Annotated in this window: 18 protein-coding genes and 1 tRNA gene; 9 read left to right on the top strand and 10 right to left on the bottom strand. The window is 68.7% G+C overall.

Annotated features, from left to right (window positions below):
• Positions 1 to 39 precede the first annotated feature (39 nt).
• Genes PKE84_RS14605 through PKE84_RS14595 form a run of 3 tightly spaced genes read left to right on the top strand, consistent with a single transcriptional unit; the run spans position 40 to position 2,437 of the window.
• A complete protein-coding gene (locus PKE84_RS14605; RefSeq protein WP_271178001.1) occupies positions 40 to 927 on the top strand; it encodes an aldo/keto reductase in 888 nt (295 codons plus the stop codon).
• A 24-nt stretch (positions 928 to 951) separates the two neighbouring features.
• Entirely contained in the window at positions 952 to 1,971 is a 1,020-nt protein-coding gene (locus tag PKE84_RS14600) for an aldo/keto reductase (protein WP_271178000.1), read from the top strand.
• 46 nt (positions 1,972 to 2,017) lie between these two features.
• Complete coding sequence (locus tag PKE84_RS14595; RefSeq protein ID WP_271177999.1) at positions 2,018 to 2,437, top strand: (R)-mandelonitrile lyase; 420 nt, start codon at positions 2,018 to 2,020, stop codon at positions 2,435 to 2,437.
• 20 nt (positions 2,438 to 2,457) lie between these two features.
• Here the strand turns inward: PKE84_RS14595 and PKE84_RS14590 are convergent, their stop codons facing one another.
• The gene (locus PKE84_RS14590) at positions 2,458 to 2,826 is read right to left on the bottom strand and encodes an META domain-containing protein (RefSeq protein WP_271177998.1); all 369 of its coding nucleotides are present in this window, start codon (positions 2,824 to 2,826) and stop codon (positions 2,458 to 2,460) included.
• A 122-nt stretch (positions 2,827 to 2,948) separates the two neighbouring features.
• Between PKE84_RS14590 and PKE84_RS14585 the strand changes: the two genes are divergently transcribed.
• Positions 2,949 to 3,443 carry a hypothetical protein gene (locus PKE84_RS14585; RefSeq protein WP_271177997.1) on the top strand — a complete coding sequence of 165 codons (495 nt, stop codon included), beginning with the start codon at positions 2,949 to 2,951 and terminating at the stop codon, positions 3,441 to 3,443.
• Between the two features lie 27 nt (positions 3,444 to 3,470).
• Here PKE84_RS14585 and PKE84_RS14580 read toward each other — a convergent pair whose 3' ends face one another.
• Positions 3,471 to 5,324 (bottom strand): DUF2207 domain-containing protein, encoded by a 1,854-nt coding sequence (locus tag PKE84_RS14580; RefSeq protein ID WP_271177996.1) that lies wholly within the window; start codon positions 5,322 to 5,324, stop codon positions 3,471 to 3,473.
• A gap of 346 nt (positions 5,325 to 5,670) precedes the next feature.
• Between PKE84_RS14580 and PKE84_RS14575 the strand changes: the two genes are divergently transcribed.
• Complete coding sequence (locus PKE84_RS14575) at positions 5,671 to 7,863, top strand: Ig-like domain-containing protein (RefSeq protein WP_271177995.1); 2,193 nt, start codon at positions 5,671 to 5,673, stop codon at positions 7,861 to 7,863.
• 66 nt (positions 7,864 to 7,929) lie between these two features.
• Here the strand turns inward: PKE84_RS14575 and PKE84_RS14570 are convergent, their stop codons facing one another.
• A complete protein-coding gene (locus PKE84_RS14570) occupies positions 7,930 to 8,085 on the bottom strand; it encodes a hypothetical protein (protein ID WP_271177994.1) in 156 nt (51 codons plus the stop codon).
• A 248-nt stretch (positions 8,086 to 8,333) separates the two neighbouring features.
• Positions 8,334 to 8,404 (bottom strand) — tRNA-Gly (locus PKE84_RS14565).
• A 228-nt stretch (positions 8,405 to 8,632) separates the two neighbouring features.
• Between PKE84_RS14565 and PKE84_RS14560 the strand changes: the two genes are divergently transcribed.
• The gene (locus PKE84_RS14560) at positions 8,633 to 10,663 is read left to right on the top strand and encodes a cell wall-binding repeat-containing protein (protein ID WP_271177993.1); all 2,031 of its coding nucleotides are present in this window, start codon (positions 8,633 to 8,635) and stop codon (positions 10,661 to 10,663) included.
• 88 nt (positions 10,664 to 10,751) lie between these two features.
• Here the strand turns inward: PKE84_RS14560 and PKE84_RS14555 are convergent, their stop codons facing one another.
• On the bottom strand, positions 10,752 to 11,129 hold the full coding sequence (locus PKE84_RS14555; RefSeq protein WP_271177992.1) for a VOC family protein: 378 nt from the start codon (positions 11,127 to 11,129) through the stop codon (positions 10,752 to 10,754).
• Between the two features lie 63 nt (positions 11,130 to 11,192).
• Positions 11,193 to 12,119 carry a slipin family protein gene (locus PKE84_RS14550; protein ID WP_271177991.1) on the bottom strand — a complete coding sequence of 309 codons (927 nt, stop codon included), beginning with the start codon at positions 12,117 to 12,119 and terminating at the stop codon, positions 11,193 to 11,195.
• A 124-nt stretch (positions 12,120 to 12,243) separates the two neighbouring features.
• Between PKE84_RS14550 and dcd the strand changes: the two genes are divergently transcribed.
• Both dcd and PKE84_RS14540 read left to right on the top strand, forming a co-directional pair.
• Positions 12,244 to 12,849, top strand: coding sequence for a dCTP deaminase (gene dcd, locus PKE84_RS14545; RefSeq protein WP_271177990.1), 606 nt, complete (start codon positions 12,244 to 12,246; stop codon positions 12,847 to 12,849).
• Positions 12,850 to 12,957: 108 nt separating this feature from the next.
• Positions 12,958 to 13,485 (top strand): hypothetical protein, encoded by a 528-nt coding sequence (locus tag PKE84_RS14540; protein ID WP_271177989.1) that lies wholly within the window; start codon positions 12,958 to 12,960, stop codon positions 13,483 to 13,485.
• A gap of 195 nt (positions 13,486 to 13,680) precedes the next feature.
• Here the strand turns inward: PKE84_RS14540 and idi are convergent, their stop codons facing one another.
• Both idi and PKE84_RS14530 read right to left on the bottom strand, forming a co-directional pair.
• Positions 13,681 to 14,232 (bottom strand): isopentenyl-diphosphate Delta-isomerase, encoded by a 552-nt coding sequence (gene idi, locus PKE84_RS14535; protein ID WP_271177988.1) that lies wholly within the window; start codon positions 14,230 to 14,232, stop codon positions 13,681 to 13,683.
• A 188-nt stretch (positions 14,233 to 14,420) separates the two neighbouring features.
• Entirely contained in the window at positions 14,421 to 15,617 is a 1,197-nt protein-coding gene (locus PKE84_RS14530) for a winged helix DNA-binding protein (RefSeq protein ID WP_271177987.1), read from the bottom strand.
• A gap of 56 nt (positions 15,618 to 15,673) precedes the next feature.
• Between PKE84_RS14530 and PKE84_RS14525 the strand changes: the two genes are divergently transcribed.
• Positions 15,674 to 16,426, top strand: a complete 753-nt coding sequence (locus tag PKE84_RS14525) for a MarR family winged helix-turn-helix transcriptional regulator (protein ID WP_271177986.1) — start codon at positions 15,674 to 15,676, stop codon at positions 16,424 to 16,426.
• A 151-nt stretch (positions 16,427 to 16,577) separates the two neighbouring features.
• Here PKE84_RS14525 and PKE84_RS14520 read toward each other — a convergent pair whose 3' ends face one another.
• Together PKE84_RS14520 and PKE84_RS14515 are read right to left on the bottom strand one after the other, a co-directional pair.
• Positions 16,578 to 18,101: an MFS transporter gene (locus PKE84_RS14520; protein ID WP_271177985.1), complete on the bottom strand. Its 1,524-nt coding sequence runs from the start codon at positions 18,099 to 18,101 to the stop codon at positions 16,578 to 16,580.
• Positions 18,102 to 18,182: 81 nt separating this feature from the next.
• A complete protein-coding gene (locus tag PKE84_RS14515) occupies positions 18,183 to 19,028 on the bottom strand; it encodes a serine protein kinase RIO (RefSeq protein ID WP_271177984.1) in 846 nt (281 codons plus the stop codon).
• Between the last annotated feature and the right edge of the window lie 111 nt (positions 19,029 to 19,139).

Raw genomic sequence — 19,139 nt, 5'->3', positions numbered from 1 at the left:
CCCTCCCTGTCTCCGCGAACCGCTCCTATCGTGAATGGCATGGTCACAGAACTCACCCTCAACAACGGCGTCCGGATGCCCGCGCTCGGGCTCGGCGTCTTCCAGTCATCACCCGAAGAGACGACCGGCGCCGTGCAGGCCGCCCTCGACACCGGCTACCGGCATATCGACACGGCAGCCGCCTACGGCAACGAGCGCGAGGTCGGCGAAGGCATCCGGCGCTCGGGCCTCGATCGTTCCGACGTGTTCATCGAGACCAAGGTGTGGGTGTCCGACTACGGCTACGACGAAACCCTGCACGCCTGGGAGAAGGCGACCGGCAAGCTCGGCGTCGGTCAGCTCGATCTGCTCATCCTGCACCAGCCGGCACCCGACCGGTTCGAGAAGACCATCGCCGCCTACCGGGCGCTGGAGGCCCTCGCGGCCGACGGCCGGGTGCGCGCGATCGGTGTCAGCAACTTCATGCCGCACCACCTCGAGCGTCTTCTCGCCGAAACAGACGTGGTGCCGGCAGTGAACCAGATCGAGCTGCACCCGTACTTCACGCAGCCGGCTGTTCAAGCCGCCGACGCCGCGAACGGCATCATCACGCAGGCGTGGTCGCCGATCGGCGGCATCACCTTCTACCCCGGCTGGGGCGAGCAGCGGAAGAGCGTGATGGACGACGCCACGATCGCTTCGATCGCCGCCGCCCACGGCAAGACCCCGGCCCAGGTGATGCTGCGTTGGCACCTTCAGCAGGGGCGCTCCGCCATCCCGAAGTCGGTCAACCCCACGCGCATCGCCGAGAACTTCGCCGTCTTCGACTTCGAGCTGACGCCGGACGAGCTCGACCGCATCGACGCTCTCGACACCGGCGTGCGCAGCGGTCCCGACCCCGACGAGCCCCGCGTCGAGCGGTTCGCGATGGTCATCCCCGAAGTCTGAACAGTCAGAGTAAGTAGGAGAATCATGGACTACCGTCCTCTCGGCCGAACCGGTGTGCAGGTGAGCCCGCTCTGTCTCGGCGCGATGATGTTCGGCCCCTGGGGCAACGACGATCGCGCCGACAGCATCCGGATCATCCACCGCGCTCTCGACGCGGGCATCAACTTCGTCGACACCGCCGACGTCTACTCGAACGGCGTCTCGGAAGAGATCGTCGGAGAGGCCCTGCAGGGTCGACGCGACGACGTCGTGCTCGCCACCAAGTTCTTCATGCCGATGAGCGACGACGCGAACCAGCGCGGCGGTTCGCGTCGGTGGATCATCCGCGAGGTCGAGAACTCGTTGCGCCGCCTCGACACCGATTACATCGATCTGTACCAGGTGCACCGCCCGAGCCCGGACACCGACGTCGAGGAGACCCTCGGCGCACTCACGGATCTGGTGCGGCAGGGCAAGATCCGGTACATCGGCTCCTCGTCGTACTCGGCATCCCAGATCGTCGAGGCGCAGTGGGCGTCACGGGAGCGCAACCTGGAGCGCTTCGTCACCGAGCAGCCGCCGTACTCGATCCTCGTGCGCGGTATCGAGGAGGACGTGCTGCCGACGATCCAGCGGCACGGGATGGGCTCCCTCACCTATAGCCCGCTCGGCGGCGGCTGGCTCTCCGGCCGGTGGAGGAAGGACGCGGCATCCACGCCGACGTCGTCCGCGCGCCCGAGCGCCCGCTTCGACATGAGCAATCCGGCCAACCAGCGCAAGCTCGACATCGTCGAGGAGCTCGCGCTGCTCGCCGAACAGGCAGGGCTCGCCCTCATCGAGCTCGCGATCGCTTTCGTCATCACGCATCCGGCCGTGACGGCCGCGATCGTCGGCCCGCGCACGATGGAGCAGCTCGAGTCGTACCTGCCGGCGACCGAGGTGGTCCTCACCGCGGACGTGCTGGACCGGATCGACCAGCTCGTCGCGCCGGGCGTCACAGTGAACCCCGAGGACAACAGCTACGGCGCCGCAGAGCTGACGCCCGCGGCACGTCGCCGGCCGTGAGCGGCTGGGTGAGCATCCGGACCGATCGAGAAAGAGAGCATCGAGCATGAACATCGAACCCACTCCGCCGACCACCAAGAACCCGCCGAAGCAGTTCATCGGCGACGTCTGGGTCGACCCGATCGCCGGCCCTCACGACGCCGATCAGCGGATGACCGTCGCGCTGGTGCGCTTCGCCCCAGGCGCGCGCACCGCCTGGCATTCCCATGCACGCGGCCAGTACCTGCGGGTCACGCAGGGTGTCGCCTGGTTCGGCGACCGCGAGGGGAACGTCATCGAGGTGCGCCCCGGCCAGACCCTCTACACGCCTCCGGGCCAGGATCATTGGCACGCTGCGGCGCCCGGCTGTTTCATGGAGCACATCGCGATGCTCGAAAGCGCCGACGACCCCGCCGCGACCACGACCTGGAAGGAGCACGTCAGCGACGAGGAGTTCGAGCGGTCTTCACCGCAGCCCGGGGCGTGACCCGGCCGCGCCCGCCGCCGTCAGCGCTTCTCGAGCGTGCCGATCTTGTCGCCGCTGTTCTTGTAGACGACGAGGGTGTCGCCATCGACCTTGGCCGTGCTCGCGATGTTGAGCCAGGGGTGAACGCCCTCGCACGCCTTTTGAGTGGTGGCGAACGGCCCGAAGGTGAACGTGTCGCCGGAGATGGTGCCCTTGCCGCTCATGTCGTTGCAGCCGTCGTTGCCCGAGAAGCTGCCGTCCTCCTTGATCGTGAGGGTTGGCTGGCCAGGGGAGTCCTGACCCCAGGTCCCTGTGAAGGAGGAGCCCGAAGACGAGCATCCGGTGAGAGCGGCGAGCACGACGGCGGCGGCGATGGCGAGAGTGGGGCGAACGACCCTGGCAGTCCTCATGGGCAAAACCTACTGGTACGCGGCCGCTGAACGGAATACCGGCTGCTCGCGGATGAGGTACCGGGTCGCGCACCCCGGGAATTGATCGACGGATCGTGTTCGCGGCCGATACGATCCCTCTCGTGAGATCGAGCTTCGTGCGGGGGACGGCACTGGCGTTCGCCTTAGCGGGGGCGATAACCCTCTCGGGGTGCTCGACCCCGGTCATCCCCTCGCCCGCGACACCGTCGGCGGGCAGCGGCTCGCCCTCGTCCTCGTCTGATTTCGACATGCCGCAGGGCAGCGTCCCCGGCCAAGTCGCGTTCGCGCAGGTCGACAGCGTGTCGTCGATGCCCACGAACGGAAGCACTGTCGGTCCCGGGCTCCTCGTTCGTGGCCGATCGTTCGTCATCGAGGGTGGCTGTGTGGGCCCGAGTGGTGGTCGATTCCGGCTGACGACAGCCGAGGTCAGCAGTGCGCCACGCACCCTTACGGAGGGCGAACTCGCATGCGGTCAGGCCGTGCGCGATCAGACCAGCGGTGTGTCGGACTTCAGCGGACCGGTGCAGCTGGCGTTCATCTCGACCGACGGCATCGAGCTCGGGTGGCTGCGCGTCATTCAGGAGCCGGCCGGTTAGGAGGGCTCAAGCGATGGTGAGACCAACCTAGACGCCGCCACCACCGCCTCCTCCGCCTCCGCCGCCGGAGAACCCGCCGCCTCCGGTGCCCCCGGATGACGAGCTGCTCGCGATGGTCGTGCTGGAGGAGATCCCGCTGACCATCTGGGAGAGCACAGCGGCGTTGAAGGCGGTCTGGCCGGAGTACCAGGTCGGCGTCTGTCCGGTCTGTTCGTAGAATCTCCCGAGCTCCGCCAGCCACTTCTTCTCGTCGCCGAACAGCACGGCCCAGGGCAGGAGACGCTCGGTGAGCTTCAGCATCTCGCGCGGGTCGTCCACGGCGACGGGCACGCGCTCCGCTCCCTGCGGCGATTGCAGGTACCGGATGCGGTCGGCCTCGGCGAGGTCGACGTACATCCGCAGGCCGTCCACATATTCGCGCAGAGTCGTGCCTGTTCTGGTCAGAGGCGAGCGCGACAGGAGCACGGCGACGGCGACGAAGAGCAGGACCGAGCCGATGAGGGTTGCGATCGGCACCGCTCCTCCGTAGACGCCGACGATGCACAGCACCGAAGCGACGACGGCGAGAACGGTCGCGCCCAACGCGGTGAAGAATACCGCGCGGACCGGACCGCGCGGTCCGGTGGTGCGGTAGCCGAAGCCGGTGGCGTCTTTGTGCACGCGCTTCTGCAGCGCGGAGATGGCGCGGGCGACACGAGAGTTGGTGGAGCCGAGCTCGAGCGTTCTGCCCGGGACGACCGCGTCCCCGAAGAGGGCTTGCAAAAACTGCAGCTCGTCGGCGGTCGGGTGCGGGTCGCGCAGCGCTTGGAGACCGGTCGCCTCCGTCGAGACGAGCTCCAGCGTGTAGGAAGGGCGGCCCAAGAATCCCGTGGTCTGCAGCACGCGCACTCGGCCCGATACCGCGAGGTCGAGCGTCTGCGCGGCGACCGCCTTCTTGCTGCGTCCGGTCACGTCAGCAGCGAGGAGAAGCCCCTCCTTCGGTGGAACGTACTCGGGAATGATCGTGCCGCGCCCGGGAGCGTCGCGCAGCAGGCGCACACGCACGACGATCGCGCCGACCAGCGTCAGGATGCAGAGCAGTAGGCCGGCGACAGCCGCGTAGCCCCAGCCGGTGTCGAACAGCCCGTCGGCGCGCGCGGTGAACGTGCCTGGGGCGAAGCCGATGGCGAACGTGAGGTTCTCACGCGGACCGAGCTGGTCGGCACTGAAGCGGAACCCGTCGTCGGTGCGCTCGACGCCCGCAGCCTGGGTGGAGCCCTGGGCACCGCGATAGGCGGATGCGGTGCCCTGCAGGGCCTCGGTCAGGCCGGAACCGAGGTTCACGGTCGCCGTGACGCGATCGAAGGGCTGCGCCCACTCCGTGCCGTTGGCGTCCCAGTAGAACTCGTCATTACTGGTATCTGAGAAGTAGCGCGTGACGTTCGTCTGCGTGTAGGTGATGACGTAGGTCTGGTCGCCGTGGACGTAGCCCTTCGCCGCGATCGTCAGCGAGAGGATCCCGTCGTCGGATTCGCTGCTGTACGGTCGCGGCTTGCCGTTCTGGTCGGCCACCGAAACGACTTTCAGATTGGTCGGGTGACCGTCGTAGTCCTTGACAAGCTCGCGCCGGATGCCGTGGTTCTGGTCGGTCCCGGGGAATCGCGCCACCAGTGTTTCGACGGTGGTGAGCGTCGAGTGACCCTCGGCATCGCGGCCGAGCCGGTAGTCGCCGTCGAAGCTCGCGAACGTGAAGTCGTCGACCCCGGTGGGGGCCAGGGCTGCGGCCGGCGCGCCGCCGGCGAGGTGGGCCTGCGCAGGCGCGGCGGTTGCGGTTGCGGTCAGGAGGGTCCCCGTTACGACGAGCGAACACAACGCTACGGCGACCGCATGCGCGACCAGCATCCTGCCCCAACGGCGCGAGCGCCGGTCTCGAGCGCGGACTCCCACGTGTCCCGCCGTCCTCCGTCCCACCGGACGGTTAGCCACGGCTGCCGGCCCTCCCGGCAGCACGCGTCCCATCCTGACATGGCGGATGTCAACCGAGAGTGCGCGGTTCGTCGAATCGAGGGGTCGAGTTTCAGGGGTCGCCCTACTGATCCACCTGCGAGCGCAGAGAGCGCCTCACATCGCGCCCTAGATCAGGCCGTAGCAATGAGTGGTCCGCTGGGCGTACTCTCTGTCTCGAAACACTCGTGACACGCAAACAGGGGGAGACGGCCACGTCGACTTCCCGGGAAAGGGTTGTCCGATGGGGGTCGCGAAGAGGGTCGGCGTCGCTGCGCTTGTGATGGCTGTGGTCGCCCTGGGAGTGAGTGTGCCGTTGTCGGCACAGGCAGCTCAGGCGCCTGCCGGCGCTGCGGGCGCACAGTGGACGAATGGAGTCGCCACGTTTCCGGGCGGCGTCACCGTGACCCTGAGCGCGCTCGGCAGCATGGGGCCGTTCGCCGGTGGAGGAAGCCTGGCTCCGCGAGGCGGTACCTACGCGCCCACCGGAATCCTGAACGCGGACCAGACGCGAACCGCGTTCGTTCCCTCCGGTGCCACGGATGACGTGTACCGCCCGGTCGGAATTGTCACCTACACGTTCAGCCGCCCGGTCACCAACCCGTCGATCCACTTCACAAATCTGAATGGGAGCCCGGCTGCCGGTTCGACTCCGACGATGTTCGCCTCCAGCACGCTGCGCCTGGATCTGCAGGGCGGCCTGACGATGACTCCGACCGCGGGCTGGACGGGCTGGAGGGTTGGTTCGACGTCGATCGTCGCCGACAATCCTGCCGCAACAGCGGGAGGTGGGGCTCCGGCCTGCACATCTCCACTGGGCCCGAATACGTCCCCGCAGGGCTGTGGCTCGGTGCAGGTCAGCGGGACGGTGACGCAGGTGACGTTCGGGGTATCGCTCGCACGGCACGCTGAAGGCGGAGCTACGCCGAGCACGGCGTCAGCGTTCTACTACACGACCGTCTCCGCCGATGAGGACGGCTCGAACCTCGGCGACACCTACGGTGCAGCCTCCGCGCTCCGCTCCGACGTGGCGATCGGACCGTCGACATCCAACGACAACGCCGAAATCCTGAACACGACCGCTGTCGCAGCACCGTCGAGCACGAACGACGGAACCCCCGCATGGCCGGCGCTCTCCACAGCGCTGGCCGGGCAGGCCTACACGGCGACTGTTCCGGTGTCGAACGCAGCAGGCGGCCCGACCAAGACGGCGTCGACCCTCGCCGGCTGGATCGACTTCAACGGGGACGGCGTGTTCGGCGCAGACGAGCAGGCGACAGCAGTGGTTCCCGCAGGTGCGGCAACCGCAGACCTGACGTGGACGGTGCCGGCGGGAGTGGTGTCCCAGGTCGCCAACGCACGACTCCGGATCGGTTACGACAGTGCGCAGTCGACGGTGCCGGCCGGCATGTCGGATTCGGGAGAGATAGAGGATTCCACGCTGCGGATCACTCTCACCCCGGTCACGATCAGCAGCCCGACGAACGGGAGCACGGTCACGACAGCGACCCCCGTCATCACGGGAACGGGTGAACCCGGTCAGATCGTCACCGTGACCGACGAGACCGGCGCAACCCTCGGCACGCCCACCGTCGGGGTGGACGGTTCATGGACGCTGACCCCGGCCACCGGCCTCTCGAACGGGCCGCACACGATCACGGCCACCCAGGGGACCGGGACGACTGCGACATCCGAGTCCACCGCAATCACCGTCGCCATCCCCGCACCGATACAGATCACCTCACCCGCAGACGGTTCGACCATCGCCACCGACACCCCGACCATCACCGGAACGGCGACGCCCAGTTCGACCGTCACGGTGACCGACGAAACCGGCGCCGTCCTCGGGACGACGACGGTCCTCGCGGACGGCACCTGGTCCCTCATCTCAACCGCGCTTTCGAGCGGCCCGCACGCCATAACCGCAACAGATTCGGACGGCAGTACTGCCGTCGTCGACATCACGGTCAACGGTCCTCTGGGCATCGCCCCTGTCACCATCACCGCCCCGGCCGATGGGGCGTCGACCACGGACCGCACACCCACCTTCGCCGGAACCGGCGAGCCGGGCGCGACGATCACCATCACCGACGAGGCCGGTGCCGTCGTCGGCAGCGCCACTGTCGCATCCGACGGCACCTGGACGGTCGTCCCGGTCGTCGCCCTCACGGCCGGGCCACACGAATTCACCGTCACCCAGACGGTCGGCACAGACACGACTGTGGCCGTGGTCGCTCTCACCATCACCACCCCTGCCGGCCCGACCCCACCGATCAGCCCTGCGCCACCCACTACCTCGGGAGGTGCGAGCGGTGACGGTGGCCTCGCCGCCACCGGCAGTGACATCGCTCTGCCCGCCGGCCTCGCCATCCTGACCATCTTCTGCGGCGTCGGGGTGCTGCTGAACCGTCGTCGCAGCGCGAGCCGCGGTGCGTAGGGGGTTGGCTATTCGGCGGCGGGCGCCAAGCTCGAACCCTGGTGCCGGTCGAGGTTATCGACGACCTTACGACGAGAGCGACTGCTTGCAGTCGCAGTACGCACACACCAGATGCCCGTTCGTGTACTCCCACCGGTGCGGGTGAGGTGAGGCGAAGAAGTCGCAGAGGTCCAGGGCGACCATGCTGTCGGGGCGGGCGGTGATGGTGTCTGTGGTCGGCATTTCGGTTCGGCTTTCGGCGGCTCGGGTGCGGCGCGATTGGCGTCATCTCATGTGACTGCGTTGGGTCACATCAGTATCCAGCGTCGGATGAAACCACAAAATACCTAGAACTGGTGCCGCCCTATGTGGGGTCACCGCGCTGGAGCTGGCGCCGCGGGCGGGTCGTGGGTGCTTACGAGGCACGAGGTCGGCGGCTTCGGCTGTCCGGATAGGTCAGCAGCCCGCATAGCTCAAAAGGTGACTAGGAGAGCGAGTGACGGGAATCGAACCCGCGCTATCAGCTTGGGAAGCTGAAGTTCTGCCATTGAACTACACTCGCGTCCTCCGAGAATAGCAGTTCACATGGCGCGGGTCAGGCGGCCGCGGGGCTTCGGTGCGGTCTCGGAACCTGAAGCGTCGGCAACGAACTGACGCAGGAGGTATCGGTGACCCGGCTCGCACCGCTCTCCGGCGTCGTGCGCCGCAGAAGACACGAACGTGTCGTGCCGGGCCCACGCGCGGATGCTGGCATAATCGCCCTGGATTCAATCGAATATGGGGGGCATCGATGCCGGATACAGGCCGGTACATCAAGCGGTTCACTGTCGGACTGGCGATTTCTGCCGTTGTCGCGGGAGCCGCTCTCGGTGCGCTTCCGGCGAACGCCGCGACGCCGCGTTCTGCGGTCGTCGGCACGGTGACATTGCCCGCCGGCGGCTACGCGTACGCCAGCGTGCCGGCCGTGGCGGTGGACGCGGGGCACAACGCGCTGTACGCCCTGGTGAGCGGTGACCACAGCAGCCTGTCGGTTGTCGACCTGGCGTCGAACACGGTAGCGAAGACGATCCCGTTGGCGAAGGCGGTTGACGACGTGGCACTCGATGCCGGGCGGGGCCTGGTGTACGTGACCCGTACGGACGTCAATGCCCAAACCGGAAGCGTGCTGGTGTTCAGCACGGCCACGAAGGCACTCGTCGCGACCATCCCGCTCGGTGCATTCCTTCCGACCGCAGGCAGCGGTGCCTCAGGCATCGGCGTCGACAGTGTGACGGGCTCGATCTACCTGGCCGGCATCGCCACCAGCGGAAACACTTCCGGCCCCAGGTTGAAGGTGCTCAGTGCGGCGCAGATCACCACCGCGATCGGCGGAGCGGCGGTCACCCCGACCACGGTCTCGTTGCCGTTCGGCGATCAGGTCTCCGTCGCCGTCGATTCAACGGCGGGCGTCGTGTATGCAGCAAGCAACGACCTTTCGTCACCCTCACTCTTCGTCGTCAGTGCCGCGACGAACAGCGTGACACGCACCATCCCGCTCGCCGGGATGCCCGCCACTTCCGCCGTTGACCCGAGCACCGGCACGGTCTACGTCGGACAGCGCACGATCTCCAACAAGACGAGCGTCGCCGTCGTGCCCCGGGGTGCCGCCTCGGTCGCAGCGAACATCACAATTCCGGCCCAGGCCCAGTCGCTCGACGTCGATCCGACCGCTGGACGCCTCTACGCCGCCGTCGCGCAGCCGTTCGAAGGCGGCGCGGTCAACGAGCTCCTCACTATCAGCACCGCGTCGCGGTCGATCGTCACGACCACGCCGCTCTCGACCCCGGCGGACGTCGCGGTGAACACGGCGACGGGTACGGCCTATGTCTCGGGCGCGAAGTCCGGGAACACGACCGTGTCGGCAGTTCGGACGCTCGGCGTCGACCGCGTGGCCGGCAGCGACCGGTACGCGATCGCGGTGGCCGTTTCGAAGCGGCAGTTCCCTGGCACTGCGCACGTCGTCTACATCGCGTCCGGCATGATCTATCCGGATGCCCTCTCGGCAGGTCCCGCTGCCGCGCATGGCGACGGGCCCCTCCTGCTGACGGCCCCCGGCGCGCTGCCGCCGAGCGTCGCCGCCGAGGTCGCACGTCTGAAGCCGGCGACCATCGTCGTCGCCGGAGGCCCCGCTTCCGTGTCGGATGCTGTTCTCACGAAGCTGCGTGCGACTGTGCCCTCTGCCACCGTCGCGCGGGTCGCTGGCGCTGACCGGTACTCGACTTCGCGGGCCGTCGTGTCGCGCGCGTTCGCGACGGCGAGCACGGTCTACGTGGCGTCGGGGGCGAACTTCCCCGACGCCCTGTCGGCCGGCGGTGTCGCGGGAGCCAATGGCGTTCCGGTCTTGCTGGTCAACGGCGCAGCGGGCTCTGTCGATTCGGCCACGGCGAAGGTGCTGTCGACGCTCAAGGCGAAGAGCGTCGTGCTCGTCGGTGGCACGGGCTCGCTATCGCCGGGGGTCGCGACGTCATTGACGCGTGCAGGCTACGCCGTGACGCGACTCGCCGGTCCAGACCGCTACAGCACCGCAGTGGCGGTCAACGGCAAGGCTTACAAGCATGCGTCCACGGCCATCATCGCGTCCGGCACCGGCTTCTCCGACGCGCTGTCCGCGACCAGCTGGGCGGGCACGACGGCCTCGCCCCTCTACCTCGCACCCAGCAACTGCGTTCCCCGCGGCGTTCTCTCCGGCCTCGGCCGTCTCGGCACCGGAACGGTGACCCTCGTCGGCGGAACTGCGACCCTCACAGCGAAGGTCGCCGACCTCGTGCCCTGCACCTTCTAGGGCGGCATCGGTTCCGGGAAGAAACGCGCGCAGCCGACGCCAGACGCGATTCATCCTGGAACCGTTGAACGCGGCGGCGCCGCAGTGCTCACGGGTCGTGGCGCGGCTCGTGCGAGACGAGGCCGACCGTGTTGCCCTCGCTGTCCTCGATGAACGCCATCCACTCGTCGGTCCCGGCCGGCCCGAGGGTGTCGTCGGTGTGGCTAAAGATCACGTGGGGCTCTCCGACGATCCGGATGCCCGCGGCGCGAAGCTCCGTAACGCGCGTGGCGACGCTTTCGACCTGGAAGTAGACCAGCGCGGAGGGTGCGGCCTCCTCGAGCAGCAGGCGCGCGATCCCGACGTTGAAGAACACCAGGCCCGGCGGGTCGTACCGGGCGGCAGGCGGGCTACCGAGCAGCAACTCGTAGAAGGCCGCGGCGCGGTCGAGGTCGTCGGCGTGCTGCGCAACCTGAAGGATCTCCATCGGGCGCCCTCCTCGATGTCTGCGCCCCAGTATTCGCCCCTCGAAGGCCGGTGCGCTATACCCTCACGCCGCATCCGGAATCGATGGATCGGGCCGCGGCGCGAGGGGAGCCGGCGTCGGAGCCGGCGCGATACTCGCCGCGGAGGCGGCAACCATGCCCGGAACCCCGGAGAGGCCGGGGGCGGCGACGCCGTTGGCGCCACCCCCGTGCTCGGCGCTCGCGGCGGTCTCGTGCGCGAGGAAGGTTCCGAGCTCGCCGATCGTGCTCATCAGCGGGGCCGGGAAGACGACGATGGTGTTCTTGTCGACCCCGATGTCGACGAGCGTCTGCAGGTTGCGCAGCTGCAGTGCGAGCGGGTGCGCCATCATCGTGTCCGACGCCTCGCCGAGCGCCGCCGCCGCCAGGGACTCGCCCTCGGCCGCGATGATCTTCGCCCGCTTCTCGCGCTCGGCCTCCGCCTGCTTCGCCATCGCACGCTTCATCTCGTCGGGCAGCAGGATGTCCTTCAGTTCGACGAGCGTGACCTCGACGCCCCAGTCGAGCGTGAGCAGGTCCAGGATCTGCCGGATGCTGCCGTTGAGCGTGTCCGTCTCGGCGAGCGTCTCGTCGAGGGAGTGCTGGCCGACGACCTTGCGCAGGGTGGTCTGGGCGATCTGATCGATGGCCTCGTTCACATCCTGGATCGCGATCACCGACTTCACCGGATCGATCACCCGGTAGTAGGCGACAGCCGAGACGCCGACGCTCACATTGTCACGCGTGATGATGCCCTGAGACTGGATGGGCAGCGTCACGATCCGCAGTGAGACGCGGTGCATCACGTCGACGATCGGGATGATGAAGCGCAGCCCCGGATCGCGCACGCCGATCAGCTTGCCCCAGCGCAGCACCACGCCGCGCTCGTACTGCTTGACCACGCGCACCGACATGAAGAACAGGATGACCGCAACGATGATCACGATCGTGAGGACGATATAGAAGGCAACCATGAGTCTCAACTCCATGGCGTCGGGAGGATCTCGACGTCGCTCCCTTTTATTGTGCGTCCGTTCGCCCGCTACGCACGGTTTCGTGGGCATCCTCACAGCGACCCGGCCCCAGTAGGCTACGAACGTGCTTCTCTCTGACCGCGACATCAAGTCCGAACTGGACGCCGGCCGCATCGCTCTCGAGCCGTACGAGCCGGCGATGATCCAGCCGTCGAGCATCGACGTGCGCCTCGACCGGTACTTCCGCCTGTTCGACAACCACAAGTACCCGTTCATCGATCCGGCCGAGGACCAGCCCGAGCTGACGCACCTCGTCGAGGTCGACCCCGACCAGCCGTTCATCCTGCACCCGGGTGAGTTCGTGCTCGGCTCCACGTTCGAGCTCGTCTCGCTTCCGGATGACGTCGCTGCGCGCCTCGAGGGCAAGAGCTCGCTCGGCCGCCTCGGTCTTCTCACGCACTCCACTGCCGGATTCATCGACCCCGGATTCTCGGGGCACGTCACGCTCGAACTCAGCAACGTGGCGACCCTGCCGATCAAGCTCTGGCCGGGCATGAAGATCGGGCAGATGTGCTTCTTCCGCCTGTCGTCGGCCGCCGAGAAGCCGTACGGCTCGTCCGATTACAGCTCGCGGTACCAGGGGCAGCGCGGCCCGACCGCCTCGCGTTCGTACCTCAATTTCCACCGCACCGACGTGACGACCACCGAGGCGGGTCGCCCCACCACCTGACGTGCGCCGTCCGGATGCGAGCCCGCGACTGCGCGCATCCACCGACCACCGCACCCGACCACCGCATCCGACCACCGCACCTGTCGACCGCACCCGGAGGCCAGCGCAATGAGCGAGAACAGCAACGAGACCTTCGCCAGGGCGCTGGTCGCCTCGGGCCCCACGCCGGTGCGCCCGCAGCGGATGCACCTCTTCGGGCAACTCGTCGGCAGCTGGAAAGCCGAGTGCCGGTTCCTCGATGAGGAGTCCGGCGCCTGGTCCGAGTTCACTTACGACTGGACGTTCGCGTACACGATCGGCGGCCGCGCCGTTCAGGATGTGCTGGTCGCCCCGAGCGCATCCGATCCGGCGGTCCTCGAGACCAAGGGCACGACGGTGCGCGTCTACGATCCGGTGCTCGGAGCCTGGCGCGTGAACTGGTTCGGCGCCGTCGGCAACGACTTCTGCACGCTGGTCGCGACGGGGCACCGCGACGGCATCCGGCAGGACGGCACGCAGACCGACGGCCGCCCGATCCGATGGAACTTCAGCGAGATCACGGCGGATTCGTTCCAATGGGACGGCTGGGTCTCCGACGACGAGGGCCGCACCTGGTGGCTGGAGCAGCACATGGACGCGACCCGGGTGAGCAGCTAGCGCGGTCGCGACGACCCGTTTGTCTACTGCCGCGCCTGCCGTCCGACCGGCCCGCCCTCAGCGGCGAACTCGTCGCCATCCGGCGACGCGTGCCGAGGGCGTCCCACGTTCGGGTGACACGGTCATACGCGTCGGGGCATGCCGGATAGGTAGTTATCCACAATCAATTCCACAGGTGGAAATCATGAGTTCCGCTCACAGCTGATCCGAAGCTTCGAGGGAGCGATCGGCGTAGAGCGCGGGCAGCTGCAGGGTCAACCACGGACTGAACGCCCAGGGTGTCGCCTCGACCGCGGCGAGCAGGGTGCGCACGTCGACCCACTCCCACTCGACGACCTCGGACGGCGCCGGCGCGAGCTCGCCCGCAACGGTCGCCGTGTACACGGGGCAGATCTCGTTCTCCACGACCCCGGATGCGTCGATCGCCCGGTAGCGGAAATCGGGGAGCGCGATCGTGAGGTTGTCGATCGCGGCACCCAGTTCGTCCTGAGCACGGCGCTCCACCGCGTCTTCCATGGCCTCGCCTGGCGCGGGATGCCCGCAGAACGAGTTCGTCCACACGCCGGGCCACGTCAGTTTGCCGAGCGCGCGACGGGTGACGAGGATGCGCCCCTCGCCGTCGAACAGGTGGCAGGAGAAGGCCAGGTGGAGCGGAGTGTCGTCGGTGTGGACGGTTGCCTTGTCGGCCACGCCGACGGGGGTGCCGTCGTCGGACAGGAGCACGACCTGTTCGCGGGGTGCGGTCATGGCTCCATTCTCGCCGATGGGATGCTCGGGTCGGTTCGCCGGCCGGACCCGCCCCTGGGAACTCTGCGAGCCCTCACAGAAAGCGACACGCCCGGGCGGCGAGCGTCGCGCGAAAAGAGGGGTCCCGCCACGCCGTCGCACAGGGGCTGTGGACGGAGCGGCGGGACCCCTCGATGGAGCCGGCCGGGTCAGGACTCGGGGGTGGGGGCCCCCGTCGTCGGCTCGTCGGGCGACTCGCTACGGGCGCCATCCCAGCCGAGGTTGCGGGCCATCGCTTCGAGGGTCGCCATGGTGGTGGCGTAGTCCTCGTCGGTGATGCCCTCGGCGACGGATGTGCGGAGTGCCCGGATGCGCTCGAAGGCGGCATCGTGGGCGGCGCGTCCCTCGGGGGTGAGCTCGGCGACGCCGTCGGTGACGGTCACCCAACCCTTCTCGACGAAGGCGTCGAGAGTTGAGGCCACGCGGCCGGTGCGGTCCCGACCGCGGCCGCCGAAGCGGCGGTGGTGGTCGTGCCCGTGGCCGCGGCCATGGTCGGCCTCGGGGTCGTGGTGGAGGTGTTCGTCGTGACCGTCATGACCCTCGTGGTCGTGGTCGTGGCCGTGGTGGTCCTCGGCGCCGTGGTGATGGTGCTCGTTGCGACCGTCGTGACCGTGGTGGTCGGGATGTGCGTCGCCGCCGTACCCGCGGAAGCCGTCGGCTCCGCGGTGATGGTGCCAGGCGCGGCCGCCGCGAGCGAAGCCCGCTGCGCGCATCCCGGCGAAGAACGCGTGGCGCTCCTCGTCGGAGGCGAACGGTGCGGGACCACGCTCGTCGCCCTCGTGGAATGCCGGAACCCCGTGCGAACGTCGGCGCTCGGCGAAGAACGCCTCGCGCTCCTCGTCCGACGAGAACGGCGGATGTCCGAGCTGTTCGCGCTTCTTATCGAAGAACGCCTGGCGCTCTTCGTCGGAGGCGAAGCCGAAGCGTCCGCGTCCCCTTCCGCCGACGGGGCCGCCAGCGTCGTCGGCGCCCGGGCCGAAGCCGCGCTCGCCACTAAAGCTGCGCTCGCCGCCGAAACCGCGCTCGCCGCCGAAACCGCGCTCGCCGCCGAAACCGCGCTCGCCGCTAAAGCTGAGCTCGCCGCCGAAGCCGGCCCAGCGGCCGTATCCGTGGCCGCGACGTCCGCCGCGCGAGCGGCCGTGTCCCTGGTGGCGCCGGGGAGGCAGGGAGGCCTCGATGTCCTCGACGGAGGCGTGGCCGTCCGCGAGGGTGTGCAGGATGCGCCAGCTCCCGCGGCGCAGGCCGAACTCGGCGAGCTCGTCGCGCATCGAAGCGCGCAGGTTGTGTTCGATCACGCCGAACCAGTAGCCGGGCGGCGTGCCATGTGTGTCTGTGGTGGTGTTCATCAGAGAACCCCTTTCTTGTTGTATGTACTATTACAACCAAATGTATGATTGCATACATGGAAATGGACGGTCAAGCTCGTGAAGAGAACTCCCAGCCTGCGGACGTCGTTGCACTGATCGAGCAGGCGCTGGTCGCCGTCCGTCACGATCAGTCGCGGTGGCGGATGCAGCACCGCGGAGGTTTCGGCGGCCCGGGCGGCCCCGGCGCGGGCGGTTTCGCTGGTCCGTTCGGGTCGGCCCCGTTCCCCGGCGGACCCTGGGGCGGCCGCCAGTTCGGCCCCGGCGGCGGCCACTACGGCCACGGCCTCAGCCCCGACTCCCATGGTCACGGCCACGACGACCACGACCACGACCATGGCGGCCACGATCACGGCGACGGCTCCGAAGGCAGCGGCGCTCCCGGCGGCGGCCCCGGCCCTCGCGCCCGCGGCGGACGACGCGGGCGCCCCGACGGTTCCCTCGGCCGAGCGGCGCGCTTCCGGATGCTCGACGCGCTCGAGTCCGCAGAGAAGGCCGGCTCCGAGCTGTCGATCAGTTCGCTCGCCGAGGCGGTCGGTGTGGATCAGCCGCGCGCCAGCCGCCTCGTGCAGGAGGGCGTCGAGCGCGGTCTGGTCCGCCGGGTCACCGATCCGTCGGACGCCCGCCGCACGCTCATCCAGCTCACGACTGCCGGCCGTTCGCTGATCTCCGAGGTCAGATCGCACCGCCGCTCATCCGTGGAGGAGGCGCTCGCCGGCTTCACCGAAGAAGAGGTCCGCACCTTCGCGCAGCTCTTCGACCGCTTCGTGCGCGCCTGGCCCCGCGACTGACTCTCGCCCGGCCCGACCCCGACCCCGACGCCCGCTCACAACTCCGGAACCTCGAGCCCGAAGCGCCGCATCCTTCCGGAGTTATGCCCGCCCCGGCGGCGTGTCGAACGCAACTTCCGGAGTTACGCAGCGAACAGCCGCCGCACCGGCCTCAGCGCGACGCCGTCCCGGCCCCCGGCCCGGCCCCGGCCCCCGCCGACCCGGCCCCCGGCGCCCCCAGCTGCGACTGAGCCCGCACCGGGATCAGCAGCGCCAGCCCGATCGCCAGCACGATCACGATGCCCAGGATGCCCCAGTACTGCGCGCCGCCGACCGCCACGAACGTCGCGAACAGCAGCGGCGCCAGGAACGACACCGCGCGTCCGGTCGTCGCATAGAGCCCGAACACCTCGCCCTCGCGCCCCGTCGGGGTGATCCGTGCCAGGAACGTGCGACTCGCCGACTGCGCCGGCCCGACGAACAGGCAGAGCACGAGCCCGCCGATCCAGAATGCCGTCGCACCCAGGTCGTGCGCGAGGAACACCGCCAGCCCGGCCACGATGAGGCCGACGAGCGAGGTCACGATCACGGGCTTCGGCCCGAACCGGTCGTCGAATCGTCCCGACACGAGGGTGCTCACGCCGGCCACCACGTTCGCCGCGATCGCGAAGATGATCACCTGCCCGCTCGAGAACCCGAAGGTCCCCTGCGCCAGGATGCCGCCGAAGGTGAACACGCCGACCAGTCCGTCGCGGAACAGCGCCGACGCGATCAGGAACAGCACGGTGTTGCGGCTCTCCTTCCACAGGCGGCCCACGTCGCGTACGAGCACCGCGTACGAGCGGAAGAACCCGACGCGAACCGACCGCGCGTGCTTCGGCATCTCCGGAACCGCGATCAGCACCGGCAGCGAGAACACGAGAGTCCAGGCGGCCGCGATCAGCGCGATGATCCGGATGTTCAGCCCGCCGTCCTGCGTGGCGTGCAGGAAGCCCGCGGTGCCGTCCGGGTTCTCGACCACCAGGCCGAAGTACACGATGAGCAGCAGGATGATCCCACCGAGGTAGCCGGCGCCCCAGCCGAAGCCGCTGACGCGCCCCACCGTCTTCGGCGTCGACACCTGCACCAGCATGGCGTTGTAGTTGACCGTCGCGATCTCGTAGAACACGGTTCCGATCGCCACCAGTGCGACCCCGAGGAGGAAGTACGACGGCTCGCCGACGACGAAGAACATCAGAGCCGTCACCAGCACGACGACGCCCGTGTTGATCCCGAGCCAGAGCTTGCGGCGCCCGGATCCGTCGGTGCGCTGGCCGAGCACGGGAGCGAGCAGTGCCACGATGATCCCGGCGATCGCCAGGCCCCAGCCCAGCCCGCTCGACAGTGGCGCCTCGGCCGCCGTCACGGCAGCGTGGGCCGGTCCGTGCACGTCCGTCTCCGCGTCCCGCGCCGACACCAGGGCCGGATCGACGAACAGGCTGCCGGTGAGGTACACGGTGAAGACGAAGGTCGTGATCACCGCATTGAACGCGGCACCGCCCCAGTCCCAGAGAGCCCATGCCACGACGCGCCCCGTCGGGATGTCCCGCTTGGTGCTGCTGTCGATGAAGAGGGGACTCGCGGCGGTGAGGAGCGCATCCGTGCTCGCTGCTCCACGGCCCGCGTCGTCGCCGGGCCCGGTCGGGTCGTTGGTCATGAGCACACAGTAGCGAGCACCGGTGAACGATGGGGGATGCGCGCCTACGCCGTACGCGTGCGGCGCGAGCGCAGCTGCGCGCTACCCGAACGCCTCCGCCACCAGCTCGCCGAACAGCTCGTCCGCGTCGCACTCGAAACCTCGGCGCGTGAACCAGTCGCAGATGTTCACGCAGTCCCGTTGCAAGAAGTCCATGCCGCTCGGGTTGCTCACCACCTCGACGACCTGCGGCAGATCGATCACGACCACCCGGCCGTGGTGCACGAGCAGGTTGTAGGCGGACAGGTCGCCGTGGGCGAGCCCGGCAGCAGCGAGGGCCCGCATGATGGTGACGACCTGGTCGAAGCATCCGGCGAGTTCGGCGCCGTCGAGGCGCTGCTGCGCCAGACGGGGCGCCGCAGTCATCCCGTCGCCGATGAACTCCATGAGCAGTTCGGTGCCGTGAACCTGCACCGGGTACGGCACGGGGAGTCCGAGCGTCTGCAGCCGGCAGAGCGTCTCGAACTCCGCGTACGCCCAGCGCCCGGCGGCGACCTGGCGTCCGTACGCGGAGCCGCGCGCAACCGCCCGGCTGTCGCGGGTGTTGCGCATCCGTCGGCCCTCTTGGTAGCGGGCGGAGCGGTGGAAGTCGCTGGTCGCGGCGTCGCGGTAGCGTTTGGCGGCGAGCAGCACGGTTCGGGACGGGTCATCCGGCACGGCGCGCTCGATCAGGTGCACGTCGGCCTCTTTGCCGGTCTTCACGATGCCGAGTTCGGTATCGAAGGCGCCGGCCGAGGTGACGAGCCAGGCGGGCCACGGCTGGGGGCCGCGCTCGCTCGGCATCGTGGCGGGCCAGGTGGACCAGCGCTGCCCGTCGATGGGTTCGTGGGTGGCGAAAGTGGGTACGGAGAAAGCGGGTACAGCGAACGACGTTTCGTCGAATGTCACGGTGGTGAGCTCCAGAGAACGGAGGCCACCGAACGTCAGATGTTCGCGGTGGCCTCGAAGAAGAGGGGGCCGGATGCGGGCACGGCAATCGCAGTCATGGTGTCACGCATC

The sequence above is a fragment of the Leifsonia poae genome (assembly GCF_027921845.1).
GTDB lineage: Bacteria > Actinomycetota > Actinomycetes > Actinomycetales > Microbacteriaceae > Leifsonia > Leifsonia poae.
The sequence above is the reverse complement of the archived record's forward strand: the minus strand, read 5'-3'. Positions and strand labels throughout refer to the sequence as shown.

What these genes read in the sequence shown, in the direction of transcription:
- PKE84_RS14605 (WP_271178001.1), top strand. Translation starts at nt 40, where the DNA reads ATGGTCACAGAACTCACCCTCAACAACGGCGTCCGGATGCCCGCGCTC.
- PKE84_RS14600 (WP_271178000.1), top strand. Translation starts at nt 952, where the DNA reads ATGGACTACCGTCCTCTCGGCCGAACCGGTGTGCAGGTGAGCCCGCTC.
- PKE84_RS14595 (WP_271177999.1), top strand. Translation starts at nt 2,018, where the DNA reads ATGAACATCGAACCCACTCCGCCGACCACCAAGAACCCGCCGAAGCAG.
- PKE84_RS14590 (WP_271177998.1), bottom strand. Translation starts at nt 2,826, where the DNA reads ATGAGGACTGCCAGGGTCGTTCGCCCCACTCTCGCCATCGCCGCCGCC.
- PKE84_RS14580 (WP_271177996.1), bottom strand. Translation starts at nt 5,324, where the DNA reads ATGCTGGTCGCGCATGCGGTCGCCGTAGCGTTGTGTTCGCTCGTCGTA.
- PKE84_RS14575 (WP_271177995.1), top strand. Translation starts at nt 5,671, where the DNA reads ATGGGGGTCGCGAAGAGGGTCGGCGTCGCTGCGCTTGTGATGGCTGTG.
- PKE84_RS14570 (WP_271177994.1), bottom strand. Translation starts at nt 8,085, where the DNA reads ATGCCGACCACAGACACCATCACCGCCCGCCCCGACAGCATGGTCGCC.
- PKE84_RS14560 (WP_271177993.1), top strand. Translation starts at nt 8,633, where the DNA reads ATGCCGGATACAGGCCGGTACATCAAGCGGTTCACTGTCGGACTGGCG.
- PKE84_RS14555 (WP_271177992.1), bottom strand. Translation starts at nt 11,129, where the DNA reads ATGGAGATCCTTCAGGTTGCGCAGCACGCCGACGACCTCGACCGCGCC.
- PKE84_RS14550 (WP_271177991.1), bottom strand. Translation starts at nt 12,119, where the DNA reads ATGGTTGCCTTCTATATCGTCCTCACGATCGTGATCATCGTTGCGGTC.
- PKE84_RS14540 (WP_271177989.1), top strand. Translation starts at nt 12,958, where the DNA reads ATGAGCGAGAACAGCAACGAGACCTTCGCCAGGGCGCTGGTCGCCTCG.
- idi (WP_271177988.1), bottom strand. Translation starts at nt 14,232, where the DNA reads ATGACCGCACCCCGCGAACAGGTCGTGCTCCTGTCCGACGACGGCACC.
- PKE84_RS14530 (WP_271177987.1), bottom strand. Translation starts at nt 15,617, where the DNA reads ATGAACACCACCACAGACACACATGGCACGCCGCCCGGCTACTGGTTC.
- PKE84_RS14525 (WP_271177986.1), top strand. Translation starts at nt 15,674, where the DNA reads ATGGAAATGGACGGTCAAGCTCGTGAAGAGAACTCCCAGCCTGCGGAC.
- PKE84_RS14520 (WP_271177985.1), bottom strand. Translation starts at nt 18,101, where the DNA reads ATGACCAACGACCCGACCGGGCCCGGCGACGACGCGGGCCGTGGAGCA.